Origin of the sequence: Staphylococcus caseorum, assembly GCF_049943195.1 — a bacterium.
GTDB lineage: Bacteria > Bacillota > Bacilli > Staphylococcales > Staphylococcaceae > Staphylococcus > Staphylococcus equorum_A.
Window position 1 is genome coordinate 1,878,639 of record NZ_JBNFUA010000001.1, and the last position, 15,095, is coordinate 1,893,733.

The 15,095-nt window shown below is 35.6% G+C and carries 13 protein-coding genes; 3 read left to right on the forward strand and 10 right to left on the reverse strand.

Features of this window, described 5'->3' with window-relative positions:
* Nucleotides 1-149 precede the first annotated feature (149 nt).
* Together ACP3TL_RS09725 and ACP3TL_RS09730 are read left to right on the forward strand one after the other, a co-directional pair.
* A complete protein-coding gene (locus tag ACP3TL_RS09725; protein WP_069832570.1) occupies nucleotides 150-1,094 on the forward strand; it encodes an agmatinase family protein in 945 nt (314 codons plus the stop codon).
* A gap of 16 nt (nucleotides 1,095-1,110) precedes the next feature.
* The gene (locus ACP3TL_RS09730) at nucleotides 1,111-2,334 is read left to right on the forward strand and encodes an Nramp family divalent metal transporter (protein WP_285336750.1); all 1,224 of its coding nucleotides are present in this window, start codon (nucleotides 1,111-1,113) and stop codon (nucleotides 2,332-2,334) included.
* 80 nt (nucleotides 2,335-2,414) lie between these two features.
* On the opposite strand, the gene ACP3TL_RS09735 is transcribed toward ACP3TL_RS09730, so the two are convergent.
* The 10 genes from ACP3TL_RS09735 to eda form a co-directional block, all read right to left on the reverse strand.
* Nucleotides 2,415-4,043, reverse strand: a complete 1,629-nt coding sequence (locus tag ACP3TL_RS09735) for a ribulokinase (protein ID WP_069832568.1) — start codon at nucleotides 4,041-4,043, stop codon at nucleotides 2,415-2,417.
* A gap of 155 nt (nucleotides 4,044-4,198) precedes the next feature.
* Nucleotides 4,199-5,920, reverse strand: a complete 1,722-nt coding sequence (locus ACP3TL_RS09740) for an ABC transporter ATP-binding protein (protein ID WP_081325295.1) — start codon at nucleotides 5,918-5,920, stop codon at nucleotides 4,199-4,201.
* 242 nt (nucleotides 5,921-6,162) lie between these two features.
* Nucleotides 6,163-6,984, reverse strand: coding sequence for an SDR family oxidoreductase (locus ACP3TL_RS09745; RefSeq protein ID WP_069817766.1), 822 nt, complete (start codon nucleotides 6,982-6,984; stop codon nucleotides 6,163-6,165).
* Nucleotides 6,984-8,015, reverse strand: a complete 1,032-nt coding sequence (locus ACP3TL_RS09750; protein ID WP_069817756.1) for a mannonate dehydratase — start codon at nucleotides 8,013-8,015, stop codon at nucleotides 6,984-6,986. Before ACP3TL_RS09750 ends, ACP3TL_RS09745 begins: the two co-directional genes overlap by 1 nt.
* Nucleotides 8,016-8,017: 2 nt before the next feature.
* Nucleotides 8,018-9,424, reverse strand: coding sequence for a glucuronate isomerase (gene uxaC, locus ACP3TL_RS09755; protein WP_285324412.1), 1,407 nt, complete (start codon nucleotides 9,422-9,424; stop codon nucleotides 8,018-8,020).
* A gap of 15 nt (nucleotides 9,425-9,439) precedes the next feature.
* Complete coding sequence (locus tag ACP3TL_RS09760) at nucleotides 9,440-10,735, reverse strand: TRAP transporter large permease (RefSeq protein ID WP_069817754.1); 1,296 nt, start codon at nucleotides 10,733-10,735, stop codon at nucleotides 9,440-9,442.
* A complete protein-coding gene (locus ACP3TL_RS09765) occupies nucleotides 10,732-11,241 on the reverse strand; it encodes a TRAP transporter small permease (RefSeq protein ID WP_069817753.1) in 510 nt (169 codons plus the stop codon). Before ACP3TL_RS09765 ends, ACP3TL_RS09760 begins: the two co-directional genes overlap by 4 nt.
* The gene (locus tag ACP3TL_RS09770) at nucleotides 11,216-12,253 is read right to left on the reverse strand and encodes a TRAP transporter substrate-binding protein (RefSeq protein ID WP_069832566.1); all 1,038 of its coding nucleotides are present in this window, start codon (nucleotides 12,251-12,253) and stop codon (nucleotides 11,216-11,218) included. Before ACP3TL_RS09770 ends, ACP3TL_RS09765 begins: the two co-directional genes overlap by 26 nt.
* Nucleotides 12,254-12,282: 29 nt before the next feature.
* Nucleotides 12,283-13,254, reverse strand: a complete 972-nt coding sequence (locus tag ACP3TL_RS09775; RefSeq protein ID WP_069832565.1) for a sugar kinase — start codon at nucleotides 13,252-13,254, stop codon at nucleotides 12,283-12,285.
* 2 nt (nucleotides 13,255-13,256) lie between these two features.
* The gene (gene eda, locus ACP3TL_RS09780) at nucleotides 13,257-13,874 is read right to left on the reverse strand and encodes a bifunctional 4-hydroxy-2-oxoglutarate aldolase/2-dehydro-3-deoxy-phosphogluconate aldolase (protein WP_021339679.1); all 618 of its coding nucleotides are present in this window, start codon (nucleotides 13,872-13,874) and stop codon (nucleotides 13,257-13,259) included.
* Nucleotides 13,875-14,021: 147 nt separating this feature from the next.
* On the opposite strand from eda, the gene ACP3TL_RS09785 reads away from it, so the two are divergent.
* Entirely contained in the window at nucleotides 14,022-14,966 is a 945-nt protein-coding gene (locus ACP3TL_RS09785; protein ID WP_021339680.1) for a LacI family DNA-binding transcriptional regulator, read from the forward strand.
* Nucleotides 14,967-15,095: the final 129 nt, after the last annotated feature.

Here is a 15,095-nt window from a genome sequence, read left to right on the forward strand (position 1 = left end):
CTTTCTACTTCATAATCTAATAAAAATTTATAAATAATCCTCTCATTCATATATATTTTCAATTATTAAATCAGTGAATTTTCTGATTTATTTGAAAAATAAAAAAATACTCTATATAATTATTTACAATAAAGGGGAGGATATAAATTATGAAAAATAACATTTATGGTAATACACCATGTTTTTTAAATAGTAAAAATTTAAATCAATCAAATACTTTAGATACAGATGTAATTGTATATGGGGTACCTTTTGAAGGCGAGAGCACTTGGGGAGATTATACAGGCGTAGAACTTGGTCCAAAGCAAATTAGACTGTCCTCTGCACGTTACAGTCAATATCTACCTGAATTAAACCACATTGATATTAGTGAACACTTATCTATGGGAGATGTCGGCGATGTGCCATTTGTCGCTCATGACAATAAAGAAAGCTATGACAACATTACAGATTTCACTAAAAAACTATGGGAAAGTGAAAAATTCTTAGTTGGCTTTGGCGGCGAACACGGTGTCACTTATCCTATTCTTAAATCATTAACAGAAACTGGTAAAAAAGTAGGTATCATTCATTTAGATGCACATTATGATAATATGCCAGATTATGAAGGTGAAACTTATGCCCGTAATACACCTTTCATGAGACTTTATGAAACAGAGGGTGTACGTAACGAAAGTATTATTCACACAGGGATTCACGGCCCAAGAAATCATCCTTCAACAGGACGTTACGCTGAAGAAGCTGGTGCAGTAACGATAACAATCAATGATATTCGTGAATCAAATAATATAAAACAGTTTGCCCGTGACATTTACGCTCAAGCAAGTGCCGATGTAGATGTCGTGTATTTAACAATATGTAGTGACGTTTTAGATTTTGCTTATAATCCAGGCGGACCTGTTGATGGCAATGGTTTAACGTCCTATGAATTATTAACGATGATCCACGAATTTGGTGCGCTCGGCCTATGTGGTATGGATTATGTAGAAGTTTATCCTATGAAAGATGCCAATCAGAATTCTGCCCATTTCGTTTCTACAGCAGTATTATATGTGCTTGCTGGCCACGTCGCTTATTTAAATAAATTAAAATAATCTGAGGAGTGGTTAAATGTTTAAAAACGCGGGTAAGATTTTACGATCACTTGGCCCAGGGATGATTATCACTGCTTCATTTATTGGCCCTGGTACAGTAACAACCATGACTCAAGGTGGCGCAGGGTTCGGCTATAGTTTACTATGGGCTGTTGCCTTTTCAATCATCGCCACAATCGTGTTACAAGAAATGATTATCCGTTTATCTCTCGTTACACGTGAAGGGTTAGGAGAAGCGATTCAAGATTTATTCTCTAATAAAATCGGTAAGCTGATCATCGTGTGGTTCACACTCATTGCTGTAACCATTGGGTGTGCTGCCTATATTAGTGGTGACTTGATTGGAACCTCACTTGGTGCATCTTACTTACTTAATTTACCTGAAAATTGGGTTGCTCCAGTTATCGGCGTTATTATATTACTCATTGGATTATTTGGTAACTATAAATTTTTAGAAAAAGTTATGCTTGTACTTATGGTTATCATGGGCGCAATATTTATCACTACCATGATTGCTATCAAACCAGATGTTATGGGCATTTTAAAAGGTGCTTTCATTCCAACGATACCAGATGGATCTATTCTTACTGTTATTGCTCTAATCGGTACAACCGTTGTGCCATATAACTCTTTCATCCACTCAACAGCCGTGCACGAACGTTTTAATGGTGTTAAGGAATTGAAATTTGCACGTTGGGATACAATTATTTCAATTACTGTCGGCGGTGTGATTTCAGCTGCAATCTTAATTTCAGCTGCCACTTTAATTAAAGGTGAAGAAGTTACGAGTGTCATTCAACTCGCAGGACCATTAGAACCTGTACTTGGCGATGCTGCACCTATAGCAATTAGTATTGGTTTATTCGCTGCAGGTCTGTCATCAGCCATTGCTTCTCCAACGGGCGCCGCTGCAACAATTAGTAGTCTACTCGGTTGGAAAGGCGGCATGCAAAGCAAGAAGTATAAACTTGTCTTTGTTGTGATTATCATTATTGGAATTATCACTTCAGCACTTGGCTTTGAACCGCTTCAAGTCTTACTTATTGCGCAAGCATTAAATGGTATGATTTTACCTCTTGTTGCAATCCTTATCTTTATTATTATTAATAAGAAAAATTTAATGGGCCGCTTTACAAATACACTTTGGCTCAATATTATCGGAGGACTCGTTGTCTTAACTGTTTCCTTCTTAGGCATCTACAGTTTAATCGATGCCATAACAAGTTTCATTTCAGGCTAACTTTATAACAATAACCCAGAAGCAACGTATCATCACTGATATATTGTTTCTGGGTTATTTTAATTAAACATTTAATCTTCTTACATCAATTGTGCAACATCACGCATAATGCTCGCTTTTTTATAGCCATGTAGGTCATGCAATGATTGATATGCGTTAAATAACTTTTTATAGATTTCCACTTTATCTGCTTGAGGTTCAACAGTGTATAATACGGGTTCTTTCATTGCTTTGACCGCCTCACTAAAGTCCGTATGCGCTCCGCCACATATTGCACCTAAAATAGCCGCGCCAATTGCTGGTGCATATTCACTATCAATGACCGTCACACGTTTGTTCAGTACATTAGCATAGATATCCATGAGTAATGTATTCTTTTTAGGTATGCCACCACAAGCAAATACATGATCTACTTCCATATGCCATCCTTCATACTGTTGCATAATCATTTTAGTACCAAATGCAGTGGCTTCCATGTATGCACGGTAAATTTCTTCGTGTTTCGTATGTAATCCCATGCCAAATAAGCAACCTTTCAAATTACTATCACTGAGTACACTTCTATTGCCGTTATGCCAATCTAGCGCAATGAGTCCACTTTCACCAGGATAAAGTTTAGCGGCCTTCTCATTTAATAATTCAAAGATTGAAATGTCGCGTATCTTCGCTTCTTTGACATCATCATATGGCGACTGTTTCGCCACGTACTCAAATAAGTCTCCTACAGCAGTTTGGCCTGCCTCGTATGCATAAAGATCTGGAATAATAGCACCTTTAACTGAACCAGAAATACCAGGTACCTTATGTTGTTCTTTATTAAGCATTAAATGACATGTACTTGTACCCATAACCATAGTCATCTCTTTATCTCTTTCTGAACCTATCCCTAATAAACTTGCATGCGCATCAATGATAAACGGACTGACTTGTGTTTCTGGTGAAAGTCCTAGTTTTTCTGCCATTGTCTGGCTAACTTTACCTACAGTTTCACCAATATTAACGACTGGTGCTTCCACTTTCTCTTTTACAATTTTAGATAAATTATTATCTACTTTATCAAACAAATCATAATGGAACCCTGTGTCCGCTTCCCAAAATGATTTAAACCCTAAGCCACAATTTGATTTGACGTTTTGATCAGTGAGTCGATTGACAATCCAATCCCCCGCCTCCATAATATACGCACTCTCCGATATCACTTCAGGAGCCTTATTGTTTACTTCCATAATCTTAGGTATCATCCACTCACTACTCACATTAAAGCCATAATAGCCTAACCAACGATTCTTCTCTTCAAGCGCAGTCTTAAATAATACATCTGCCTCGTCTTGCGCACCATGATGCTTCCATAATTTGACGTAAGCGTGTGGATTATCTTTAAACCCTTGCTTATTATGAATGGGTTCCATATGTTCATCCACAAAAATCACTGTAGACGATGTGAAATCTATACCGATTCCGACAATGTCATTTGCAGCAATTTGTGCTTTTGCTAAAATAGCTGGGATGCCTTCTTCAATGACTTCCCAATAATCATTCGCATTTTGTAATGCGTAACTTTGAGGTAGTTTTTGACCACCAAGTGCTCCTTCTATCGTGCCGTGCGTATACGTTTTAATAAATTGCTCTACAATTTCACCATTCTCTGTATTTATAAGAAAGGCTCTACCTGAACCTGTTCCAAAATCTATCCCTATACTGTAAGCCATACTTTACCCTCCAGATCTTTCTATACAACAGAAAGCGCTTTCTTAAATCATAATTAAGATTCTATAAAAATACAAGGGAGCGGGACAGAAATCAAAATTTGATTTCGTCTTCCCGCCCCCTTTAATACTCACTATTATGATCACGCTCAAACATTTTAAAATGTTTCAACTTCATTAAACTGAGATAAATAAAGTTGTTTATAATGTCCATCTTGTTGCATCAATACTTCATGACTACCTTCTTCTAAGATTTCACCATCTTTGATAAAGATAATACGGTCTACGTCTTTAATCGTTGATAAACGATGCGCAATAATGAGCGATGTTCTATTTTCTGACAGTTTTTTAAATGCCAATTGAATTTTATTTTCTGTTTCTATATCTAACGCACTTGTAGCTTCATCTAAAATAATAATAGATGGGTCTTTTAAAAACATTCTAGCGATGGAAATACGCTGTTTCTGTCCACCAGATAATTTCGTCCCTCTTTCACCTACGAGTGTATCTAAACCAAAGGGTAAGTCTTTGATAAATGTTTCTAATTGCGCATTTCTAACTGCGTCCCATATTGCAGTTTCGTCAGCTTCTAAATGACCATATACAATGTTATCTCTTAAAGTACCAGAGAATAGGAATACATCTTGCTGTACGACACCAATTTCTGCACGTAGTGAGGCTAACTGAATCGATTTGATGCTTTGGCCATTAATTAAGATATCACCATCATCTACTTCATAAAATCTTGGCAATAGAGAACTGATTGTCGTTTTACCACTACCACTCGGTCCAACTAATGCAATCTTCTCACCATGCTGAATATCTAAATTCAGTTTTTTAAGAATCGGTGTTTCGCCATATCCAAATGTTACATCTTTATATTGAATCGTCTTAGGATCACTCGGCATTTCAACCGCATCTGGTGTATCCTGTATTTCTGGATTAATGCTTAATATTTCGCTAAAGTTTTTAAATCCTGCAATCGCTTTAGGAAATAGCTCTATAATCATATTAATTTGTTGTAATGGTTTAAAGAGTACATTCGTAATCATGATAAATGCAACGATACCACCATATGATAAATCACCATGCAACACAAAATAACTTCCGACTACTAAAACAATAATTAATGTCAGATTTTGGGCAATATGACTAATTGTAATATTCCAAGACATATAATTATATGCTTTTAATTTTGTAGCTCTAAAATTATCGTTTATATTTCTAAATTTCGTTTGCTCATGATTTTCATTAGTAAAAGCCTGTACAAGTCTTATGCCACCCACATTATCTGCGATTAATTCATTAAAACGTGACACATTGGTAAATAAATTCTTAAATGCACGAGACATTTTTTGGCTGAAAAATATAGCCAAGATAAAAACAATAGGCACCACACAAAATGTAATGAGTGCTAATTTCACATCAATCGTTAACATGATGGCAAATGCACCAATTAGGGTCATGATAGATAAAAATACATCTTCTGGGCCATGATGTGCAGCCTCACCAATATCCATCAAATCATTCGTCAGTCGACCAATGAGCTTTCCTGATTTTTGGTTATCAAAATACTTAAAATTCAATTTCTGAATATGACTATATAAATCATTACGCATATCACGCTCTATATTCGTACCTAACTTATGTCCCCAATATGTGACGATAAATTTAAGTACCGCTACAATTCCAAAGACAAATAACAAAGCAATTCCAAAAATCACTATGAGATTCCACTGATTTGAAGGTAACAAACGATCAATATATATACTTGTAATAAGTGGGAAAATTAATTCCAACAAACCTACAACAATTGCCGAACCAAAATCTAAGAAAAACAAACCTTTATATGGTTTGTAATAGCTAAAAAATGCTTTCACAACACCCCACCTATTCTATAATTCAATATTTTAATTATTCTTTACATATGCTTTATATTATGGATTAATTGATATAGATTATCAATGTCATTCAACTCATATTTGTGACATTTGTAAAAATAAATTTATAATACTCAAATATTTTTTATTTCTTCCCTTTTATCTTCATCTTATAGAACAACAAAAATAAACTCCTTAATCAAAATTGATTTAAGGAGTTTATTTTAAAATTTATAGCTTTTTTATACGCCTGAGTAAGATGAGAAGCCGCCATCTACAGGAACAACGATACCTGTAACGAAGCCACTTAATTCTTTATCCATCAACCAATAAAGCGTGCCTAGAATATCTTCTGGTACACCAAAACGATTCATTGGTGTTTGTGATAGAATTTTTGAAGCACGTTCTGAATAAGAACCATCTTCATTTCTAAGTAAAGCTTTATTTTGGGCTGTTTCAAAGAATCCAGGTGCAATTGCATTCACTCGGATGTGACCGGCAAAGTAAGTGCTCAACCATTGCGTAAAGTTACTTACAGACGCTTTTGCGCCACTGTATGCTGGGATCTTAGTCAGTGGTGTAAATGCGTTCATTGATGAAATATTAATAATTGTACCTGCCTCAGATGAGACGACATCTTTACCAAATACTTGGGATGGTAAAAATGTACCTGTGTAATTTAATTTAAATACTTTATCAATACCATCTTCTGTTAAATCAAAGAACGTTTTATCACCATTTTCATCATACATTTCATCATTTGTTGTGGCATTCGGGTTATTTCCACCTGCGCCATTAATCAGAATTGTAACTGCACCAAATGTATCGTTAAATCTTAGTTTCGCTTGCGTTAAAGCATCTTTATCTAACACGTTCGCCACTAGTGCTACTGTTTGTTTTCTTTCTTTATCAATTTCATCTTGTAATTCAACAATTTTATCTTCAGAACGTCCTAAAATACCTACGTTGGCACCTTTTTCTACAAGTCCTTTGACGAACGTTGATCCAATCACACCTGTTGCGCCAGTGATTACTACATTGACTCCTTCAAATTGTCTTGTCATCATTTGCTCACTCCTTCAATTAAACCGTTAATATAAGTTGCGCCTAATGCTCTGTCGAACAATCCATAACCTGCTTTACCTGTTTCGCCCCAAATCATACGTCCATGATCTGGTCTGATTGTGCCTTTAAAGTTAACATCTTGCAGTGCTTCTACTACTGCTTTCATATCTACTGAACCGTTTTTAGATAAATGACCTGTTTCCAAGAATGAATGTGAATCTAATCGTTTCACGTTACGCATATGCACGAAATGGATGTGCTCGCCAAATGTTCTTATCATGCTTGGTAAATCATTTTCTGCTAATGAACCTAATGATCCTGTACAGAAGCAAATACCATTGTTTTTACTATCATTTATAGATAGTAAACGTTCATAGCTATCTTTATTTTTAATGATACGTGGGATACCAAATATAGGCCATGGTGGATCATCCGGATGTATCGCCAGATCAATATCATGTTCGATTGCAGTTGGTAATACGCCATCTAAAAAGTACTTCAAGTTCGACCACAATTGCTCGTCCGATGTTTCACGATAAGATGTAATCAAATGATTCATCTCTTCTCTTGAATAACTTTCGTCCCAACCTGGTAAATTTAAATCTGTTGTTAATGGATCGATATCTTTTAATTGATCATGTTTATAAATCAACGTATTAGAACCATCAGATAATTCATAGTCTAACTGTGAACGTGTCCAATCAAAGACCGGCATAAAGTTATACGTCACTGTCTTAACACCATTTTCAGCTAAATTCACTAATGATGTCTTATAATTTTCAATCAGTTCATCACGTTTATCTGTACCTAATTTAATTTCTTCACTTACAGGTAAACTTTCAACGACTTCAAATTTCAATCCTGCCGCTTCGATTGTTTGTTTTAATTTTGCGATTCTTTCTTTTGACCAGACCTCACCTACTGGTACATCATAAATTGCAGAAACGATATGCTTCATGTCTGGAATTTGTTTGATATTCTCTAATGTTACTGGATCATCTTCACCGTACCAACGAAATGATAATTCCATCGTTATACCTCCTTAACGCCTTCTATTTTGAATAAATTTACTGCATTGTTATAACAAATATCTTTTAACATTTGTTCAATTGTTGCATCTGATAAAGCAATCTCACCTTTTTCAATCTTGTCTCCTAAGAAATTACATAAAATTCTTCTGAAATACTCATGGCGTGTATAAGAAATCATGCTACGTGAATCTGTAAGCATACCTACAAATTTAGCTAATAAACCGACGTTGGCATAATCAACTAAGTGCTGTTCCATGCCTTCTTTCGTGTCATTAAACCACCATGCAGCACCTAATTGCACTTTATGTTCGCTGTTAGTAAAGTTACCTGCTGTAGCTTGAACCATAAGGTGATCATTACCATTATTAGGATAAATAATCGTATCTGATAAAGCATTGTTTTGTTCAAGGTGATCTAGCATCGCGTTCAATGTTTTAGCGCTCAGTTGTTCACCTACACTATCGAATCCACTGTCTGTGCCTGCGACTTCTAACATTTTCGAATTATTATTTCTAGTTGGTCCTAAATGGAATTGTACGACCCAATTTAATTCGTTATATACTTTACTAATTTCAGTTAAAATGTAACCCGCTAATTCGTATTGTTGCGTTTCAGAAACTGCTTCACCCTTCATCATAGATTCATAGATTGCCGTAGCTTCTTCTGTTGTCGCATACATCAATGGTGCTTTTTCAAAACTTTGGTCTGAACTTCTAGCGCCTTGTCTATTAAAATAATGAACGCGTGTTTTAAGTGCTTCGATATAACTGTTTAAATCTTTAATTTCACCATCAATCGTTTGATCAAGCTGCTTAATCTTGTCTTTAACTGTTGTTTCACTTAAGAATACGTAACTATCTGGTCTGAACGTAGGAATCACTTTAAACGTTACTTTTTTATCTTGATTTAATAATTTATGGTATTCCAAATCGTCACATGGGTCATCCGTTGTACAAACTACAGATACATTACTTTGTTTAATTAAATTTTGTGGTGTATGTGATGATTTTGCCAATTTACGGTTTAATGATTTATATAACTTTTTAACATTCACTTTATCTAAATCTGTGTCTTCATCAAAATAGCGTTTTAATTCAAGTGAACACCAGTGATACATTGGGTTAACGATTGAATAAGGTAGCATGTTCATAAATGCTTCGAATTTATCGAAGTCATCTGCATCGCCTGTAATTAATCCTTCTTCTATACCGTATGCTCTCATTAAGCGCCATTTGTAATGATCTCCGGCTAACCACAATTGCGTAATATTTTCATAGTTTTTATTTTCATAAATTTCTTTTGGGTCTAAGTGACAGTGAAAATCATAAATTGGTAGATCTTTAACCTTTTGATATAACTTTACTGCTGTTTTATTATTTAATAAAAAATTGTCATTAATTAATGCCATGTTATTGCCCCTTTTCTATAATCCTAATAATTTAGGAAGGAATAATGAAATTTGCGGAATGAACGTTACGATTAACAATAAAATAATGAGTGCGATAAAGTAAGGCACTAAATATTTGAATACAGATTCAACACGAACACCGCCGACACTTGCACCAACAAATAGTGCACTACCAACTGGTGGCGTGATATTACCAATACATAAATTAAATGCAATTAAGATACCAAAGTGAATTGGATCTAAACCTAAAACTTCTGAAATAGGTAAGAAAATCGGTGTAAAAATCAATACTGCTGGTGTTATATCCATAAATGTTCCGATAACTAATAAAATTACGTTAATCATCAGTAGTAAAATAATTGGATTATCTGTCATTGAAAGAATGCCATTTGAAATGGCTTCAGGTAATCCTGTATAACTCATTACGAGTGAAAATAGTGCAGAAGCTGTAATCAGGAACAGAATCATACCACTAATTTCTGCCGTTTCTTTGATGACATTAGGTATCTGTTTGAGCGTCAGACTTTTATATATCAGCGATAACACTGTAGCGTATAACACTGCTACTGCTGCACCTTCTGTTGCTGTAAATACACCTGATACGATACCACCGATAACTACAATGATTAAAAACAGACTTGGCAAAGCATCTAATGTTAAAAATAATTTATCTTTCCAACTAATGCGTTCCGATACTTTATAACCTTGTTTCTTCGCCATAATGTAAGCCACGATCATACACATAATGCCCCATAAGATACCTGGGATATAACCTGCTATAAATAATGCTGCAATTGATGTGCCGCCACTCACAAGTGAATACACAATCAATAGTGAACTTGGTGGAATCAATAATCCAGATGGCGCAGATGCTATATTTGCCGCTGCAGAATATTCTTTTTTATAACCTTGTTTTTCTTCCATTGGTCCCATGATACGTCCCATTGCGGCCGCCGCAGCGACACTAGAACCTGAAATAGAACCGAATAGCATATTACCTACAATATTTGTATGTGCCAGTGAGCCAGGTAATCTACCTACTAACACTTTGGCAAAGTTCACTAATCTAAAGGCGATACCGCCGTTATTCATAATGATACCTGCCAAGACGAATAACGGAATGGCAAGCATTGTAAAATCATCAATACCCGTAACCATACGTTGTGCTGCCGTTATAATCGTTACATCGAATGGTAATATCATTAATAACGTTATGATAGAACTCAAAATAATCGCTAAAGCGATAGGCAAGCCGAATATCAGGAAAGCGAAGAATGTGATGAACAATACTAAACCTGCTGCAAGTGTCATACACGCTCACCCCCATCTTCTTGATTGGCTTCTTTAACTGCTTCAAGTTCTCCTTTATCTAACAAGTTGTATATTGCGTAGAAAATGATAAAGACGCCCGAAACAGGTAGTGCGCCGTACATCGCTGCCATAGATAATCCTGTAGATGGCGCAATTTGTGACCAAGTTAAATTCACAACTTCATAGCCACCCCAAATCATGAGTACGAGTGCTACGATAATGATTATGATATCTGAAGCCTTTTCCATAATAAGTTGTATTTTTTCAGGAAATCTTTCTCGAATAAATAAAATGGCTATATGTTGTTTTACACCAAATACATAACTTGCACTGAGCAAACCAAACCATATCAATAAGAACCTAACGATTTCTTCACTCATTGTACTTGGACTGTTAAAGATAAAGCGTGTAGCAACTTGATAAACGGATAATATAACCATTACAAAAAGTGCAATACCAGCTAATGTGAGGAGGAGTTTATCAATGATCTTTTTTGCTTTCTTCATAAAGTTGCTCCTCCTTCTCGATTAATTTATAATCATCTTTTGTATCTGGATTCTTTTTAAATTCATCTTGTAGAGGCTGAGATGCTTTTTTGAAAGAAGATTTATCTACGTTATGGAATTTCACACCCATATCTTCTTTAGCTGTCTTTTTAGCTTCTTTCACTTCTTTATCCCAAATCACTTCATGTTTCTCAGTAGAATAAGCCGCTGCATCTTTCAACCATTTCTGTTGTTGTTTCGTTAAATCATCATACGTATCTTTATTCATAATTAAGATATCTGGAACAATTGCGTGTTCCGTATAATGATAATTTTTAGCAACTTCACCGTGGTTGTTTGTTGTAAGTGAAGTTTCATTATTTTCAGCTGCATCAATCACACCCGATTGTATCGCTGTATATACTTCACCGTAATCCATTGGTGTCGGTGTGCCACCTAATGACTTAATTAAATCGACACTCGTTTTACTTGGTTGAACTCTTATTTTCAACCCTTCCAAGTCACTATTATCTTCAATTTTTTTATCCTTCGTGTATATATTACGCACGCCAGCATCATAATATGTAATCCCTAGGAACCCCTTATCTCCAGTGGATTTAAAAAACGCATCTTGTACTTCTTGTTTTTTCATAACATGACGATAGTTCTCTTCTGATTCAAATAGATAAGGCATGTTGAACAATGAATAGGTTGGAGAAAAGCTTTCCAATGCTGCCGATGACACTTTAGTCATTTGTATTGCATTCGTCTGCGTCATTTCAATTGCTTCACGTTCACTACCTAATTGACCATTCGGATAAATATTAACTTTAAGTTGACCATGAGATGTTTCCTCTAATCTTTCCTTAAAAATCTCAAGTGATTTATGAACTGGATGGCTGGTCGGTTGATTATGTGCTAACATAATTTCTTTTGTCTTCTCTTCCGCATTAACATAAGTATGAGGAAGTGATAAGGCTAACATTCCCGTTATAAAGAATGCGCTTACAAATAGTGCTAAAATTTTTTTCATATATGTCTTATGCCCCTTTGTTTAAGGTTCTATCGACTAAGCCCACCGAAATGAGAGGATAAATTATGCACGTCACTTTCTTCTATACTTAATGCATCCTCATTTGTCGTATGTTGTAAGACTGAACATTTCGTCGCAAAATCTATAGTCTCGTCTAATTGCCAATTACGAATGAGTCCATGTAAGACACCAGCCATAAATGCATCACCGGCGCCAATGCGATTCAGTACCGTATATTGATAAGCTTCGCCTTCAATATAGTTTTGATGTGCTAACATAATACCTTGTAATGTACTTTGCTCAATATCTCTATTACTGGAAGCCATTAACGGTATCTCATATTGTGCTTGAATCGTTTCGGCACATGTCTTCATATCATCTTCTTCTGAATTTGTCTCAAGTAAATGCGTCGCATCCTTTTTACCAAAGAAGAGTACGTCAACAAGTGGAAGTACAGACTCGATTACTGGTACTGCTTCTTCTTTGGTCCACAAGTTACTTCTGAAATTAATATCAAATACGATTTTAACACCTTGTTGTTTCAATTTAGATAGTATATCAACGATGTGTTGTCGCACTGCTGTATTAACTGCCAATGTAATACCAGTCAATACAAAGTAATCACCACTTTGTATTGGTAAGCCATCGATGACGCTTGCCCCATGTTCTGCGAAAGTTGAATGTTCGCGATCATAAATGACTTTACCACTTCGGAAGTCAAAGCTCTCTTCCATATAATATGTGCCTATTCTACCGTCTTGCTGTTTCACAAATGTTGTACCTACTTGTGTCTGATACATCTTTTTCAAGGCTAAATTGCCTAATGCGTGCTGTGGTAATACGGTTAACATTTCAGTAGCGTGCCCAAATTGAGATAAGGTCACGAGCGCATTTAATTCTGCACCTCCAACATTAACACCAAATGTATTGGCATCTTTCAGTTGTTTGTAATCAGGTGGAGTATAGCGTAGTAATACTTCTCCAAATCCAAATACCGTCATAGTTATACCTCTCTTTTTAGTTCAGAAATATATTGCACTAAAGCTTCTTTTCCTTGTTGTTGATAAATTTTTGTAATTTCACTACCAATACCTACTGCAAAACTACCTGCGTCTAACCATTCTTTTTGATTATCTTTGCCCACGCCACCAGTTGGAACAATCTCAATTTGTGGTAATGGACCTTTGAAATCTTTGATAGATTTAGGTGAAAACTGTGTTGCTGGGAATAGTTTCAATACTTTACAACCATAGCGTAAAGATTCGACCATTTCTTTAACAGTCATGCATCCTGGAATATAAGGAACATCATACAAGTTAGCGATTTTAGCTGTTTCCTCATCAAAAGATGGGCTTACAATAAATTTAGCGCCGTTTAAAATTGCTGTACGTGCTGATACACTATCAAGTACAGTACCTGCACCAATCAGCGCGTCTTCTCTTTTAGATAATTCAGCAATAATTTCTATCGCATTTGGCGTTGTTAACGTCACTTCGATAATATTAAGCCCTTGTTCTATAATTACATTTGAAATATCTAAAAACGTCTCCGGGTTGTCTGTGCGCATCACTGCAATGTGTTGACCTTCTTGAATATACTTCATCGTATCTCTTGAATTCATCTTTACATCTCCTTATAAATTTCATTTCTTGTGTTTGCTTGCTGAAAATAACAACGTTGTTATTAAGATTCAAAAAAATATTCTAACGCTTATCTCTATGGTATAATTAATTCTAACTTAAATCAATCTATTTCAAGGAGAACTTTTATGGCTGTAACTTTAAAAGATGTTGCCGAAGCCTGTGGTGTCAGTTATTCCACGGTCAGTAAAGCATTAAAAAATTCCCAACTCGTTAAACCAAAAACAAAACAAATGATTCAACAAAAAGCGCTTGAAATGAATTACATACCTAATCATTCGGCACGAGCACTCGTTTCTAAAAGAAGTGGCACAATTGGATTAATCTGGCCTTCTGTAGATCGTGTTGCCGTGACACATCTAATTTCAGAAATTAATAGAGCTATTAAATCCCTCGGTTATGTCATGTTTGTTTCAATCGATGATGTTGCGGCCGCTTCAAAGAAATTTGTAGAATTCGGCTGTGATGGTATTGTGATCTTTGATGAAGGTGACAATTCAAACTTACCACCTGAAATTTATAATAACGTTCCGGTAGTCGCGTACGGTGTAGACAGAGATATTCCCTACCCGATTATCAATGTCAATCATGCAGAAGCGATGATTATGGCCATTAACGCCCTATTAGAACAAGGTATCCAAACGATTGATTACATAGGCGATATTAATACAAACGACGCCCGCCAAATCGCTAAAAAAGATGCGATTACTAATTACTGCAAAGCGCAAAATATTACCTATCGTATTATCGATTCTAACGGATTGAATGCCATAGATGCCGAAGCATCCGTGAAACAATATTTGAAAAGCGACGCGCTTTCTCCTGGTGTGATTTGCGGAAGTTACGACATTACTGTAGGAACGATTAATGCCATTGGGCCTGAAAATCAGCCAATGATTTATTCTTACGATAATATTCCACAAATTAAAAAATTAGATTACCCTGTCAACGCTATTGGGGTGCCTACATCTGAAATCGCTCAAAAAATCGTGACTACGTTAGATAAAGTTATTAAAAATGAACCAACTGATGCAGCATATCATTTACACCCATCATTACAGCATAATATTTAATATATGCAAATTCCATTAAATTAACAAAGCGACCCTAGCTACATTGGACAGTGTAGTCAGGGTCGCACTTGTTTGAGAGATATTTATCTAGAGGGTTATTACTTTTTAATATTACTTCAACTGAAGCAT

Coding starts and splice junctions, on each gene's coding strand:
- ACP3TL_RS09725 (WP_069832570.1), top strand. CDS start 150: ATGAAAAATAACATTTATGGTAATACACCATGTTTTTTAAATAGTAAA.
- ACP3TL_RS09730 (WP_285336750.1), top strand. CDS start 1,111: ATGTTTAAAAACGCGGGTAAGATTTTACGATCACTTGGCCCAGGGATG.
- ACP3TL_RS09735 (WP_069832568.1), bottom strand. CDS start 4,043: ATGGCTTACAGTATAGGGATAGATTTTGGAACAGGTTCAGGTAGAGCC.
- ACP3TL_RS09745 (WP_069817766.1), bottom strand. CDS start 6,984: ATGACAAGACAATTTGAAGGAGTCAATGTAGTAATCACTGGCGCAACA.
- ACP3TL_RS09750 (WP_069817756.1), bottom strand. CDS start 8,015: ATGGAATTATCATTTCGTTGGTACGGTGAAGATGATCCAGTAACATTA.
- uxaC (WP_285324412.1), bottom strand. CDS start 9,424: ATGGCATTAATTAATGACAATTTTTTATTAAATAATAAAACAGCAGTA.
- ACP3TL_RS09760 (WP_069817754.1), bottom strand. CDS start 10,735: ATGACACTTGCAGCAGGTTTAGTATTGTTCATCACATTCTTCGCTTTC.
- ACP3TL_RS09765 (WP_069817753.1), bottom strand. CDS start 11,241: ATGAAGAAAGCAAAAAAGATCATTGATAAACTCCTCCTCACATTAGCT.
- ACP3TL_RS09770 (WP_069832566.1), bottom strand. CDS start 12,253: ATGAAAAAAATTTTAGCACTATTTGTAAGCGCATTCTTTATAACGGGA.
- ACP3TL_RS09775 (WP_069832565.1), bottom strand. CDS start 13,254: ATGACGGTATTTGGATTTGGAGAAGTATTACTACGCTATACTCCACCT.
- eda (WP_021339679.1), bottom strand. CDS start 13,874: ATGAATTCAAGAGATACGATGAAGTATATTCAAGAAGGTCAACACATT.
- ACP3TL_RS09785 (WP_021339680.1), top strand. CDS start 14,022: ATGGCTGTAACTTTAAAAGATGTTGCCGAAGCCTGTGGTGTCAGTTAT.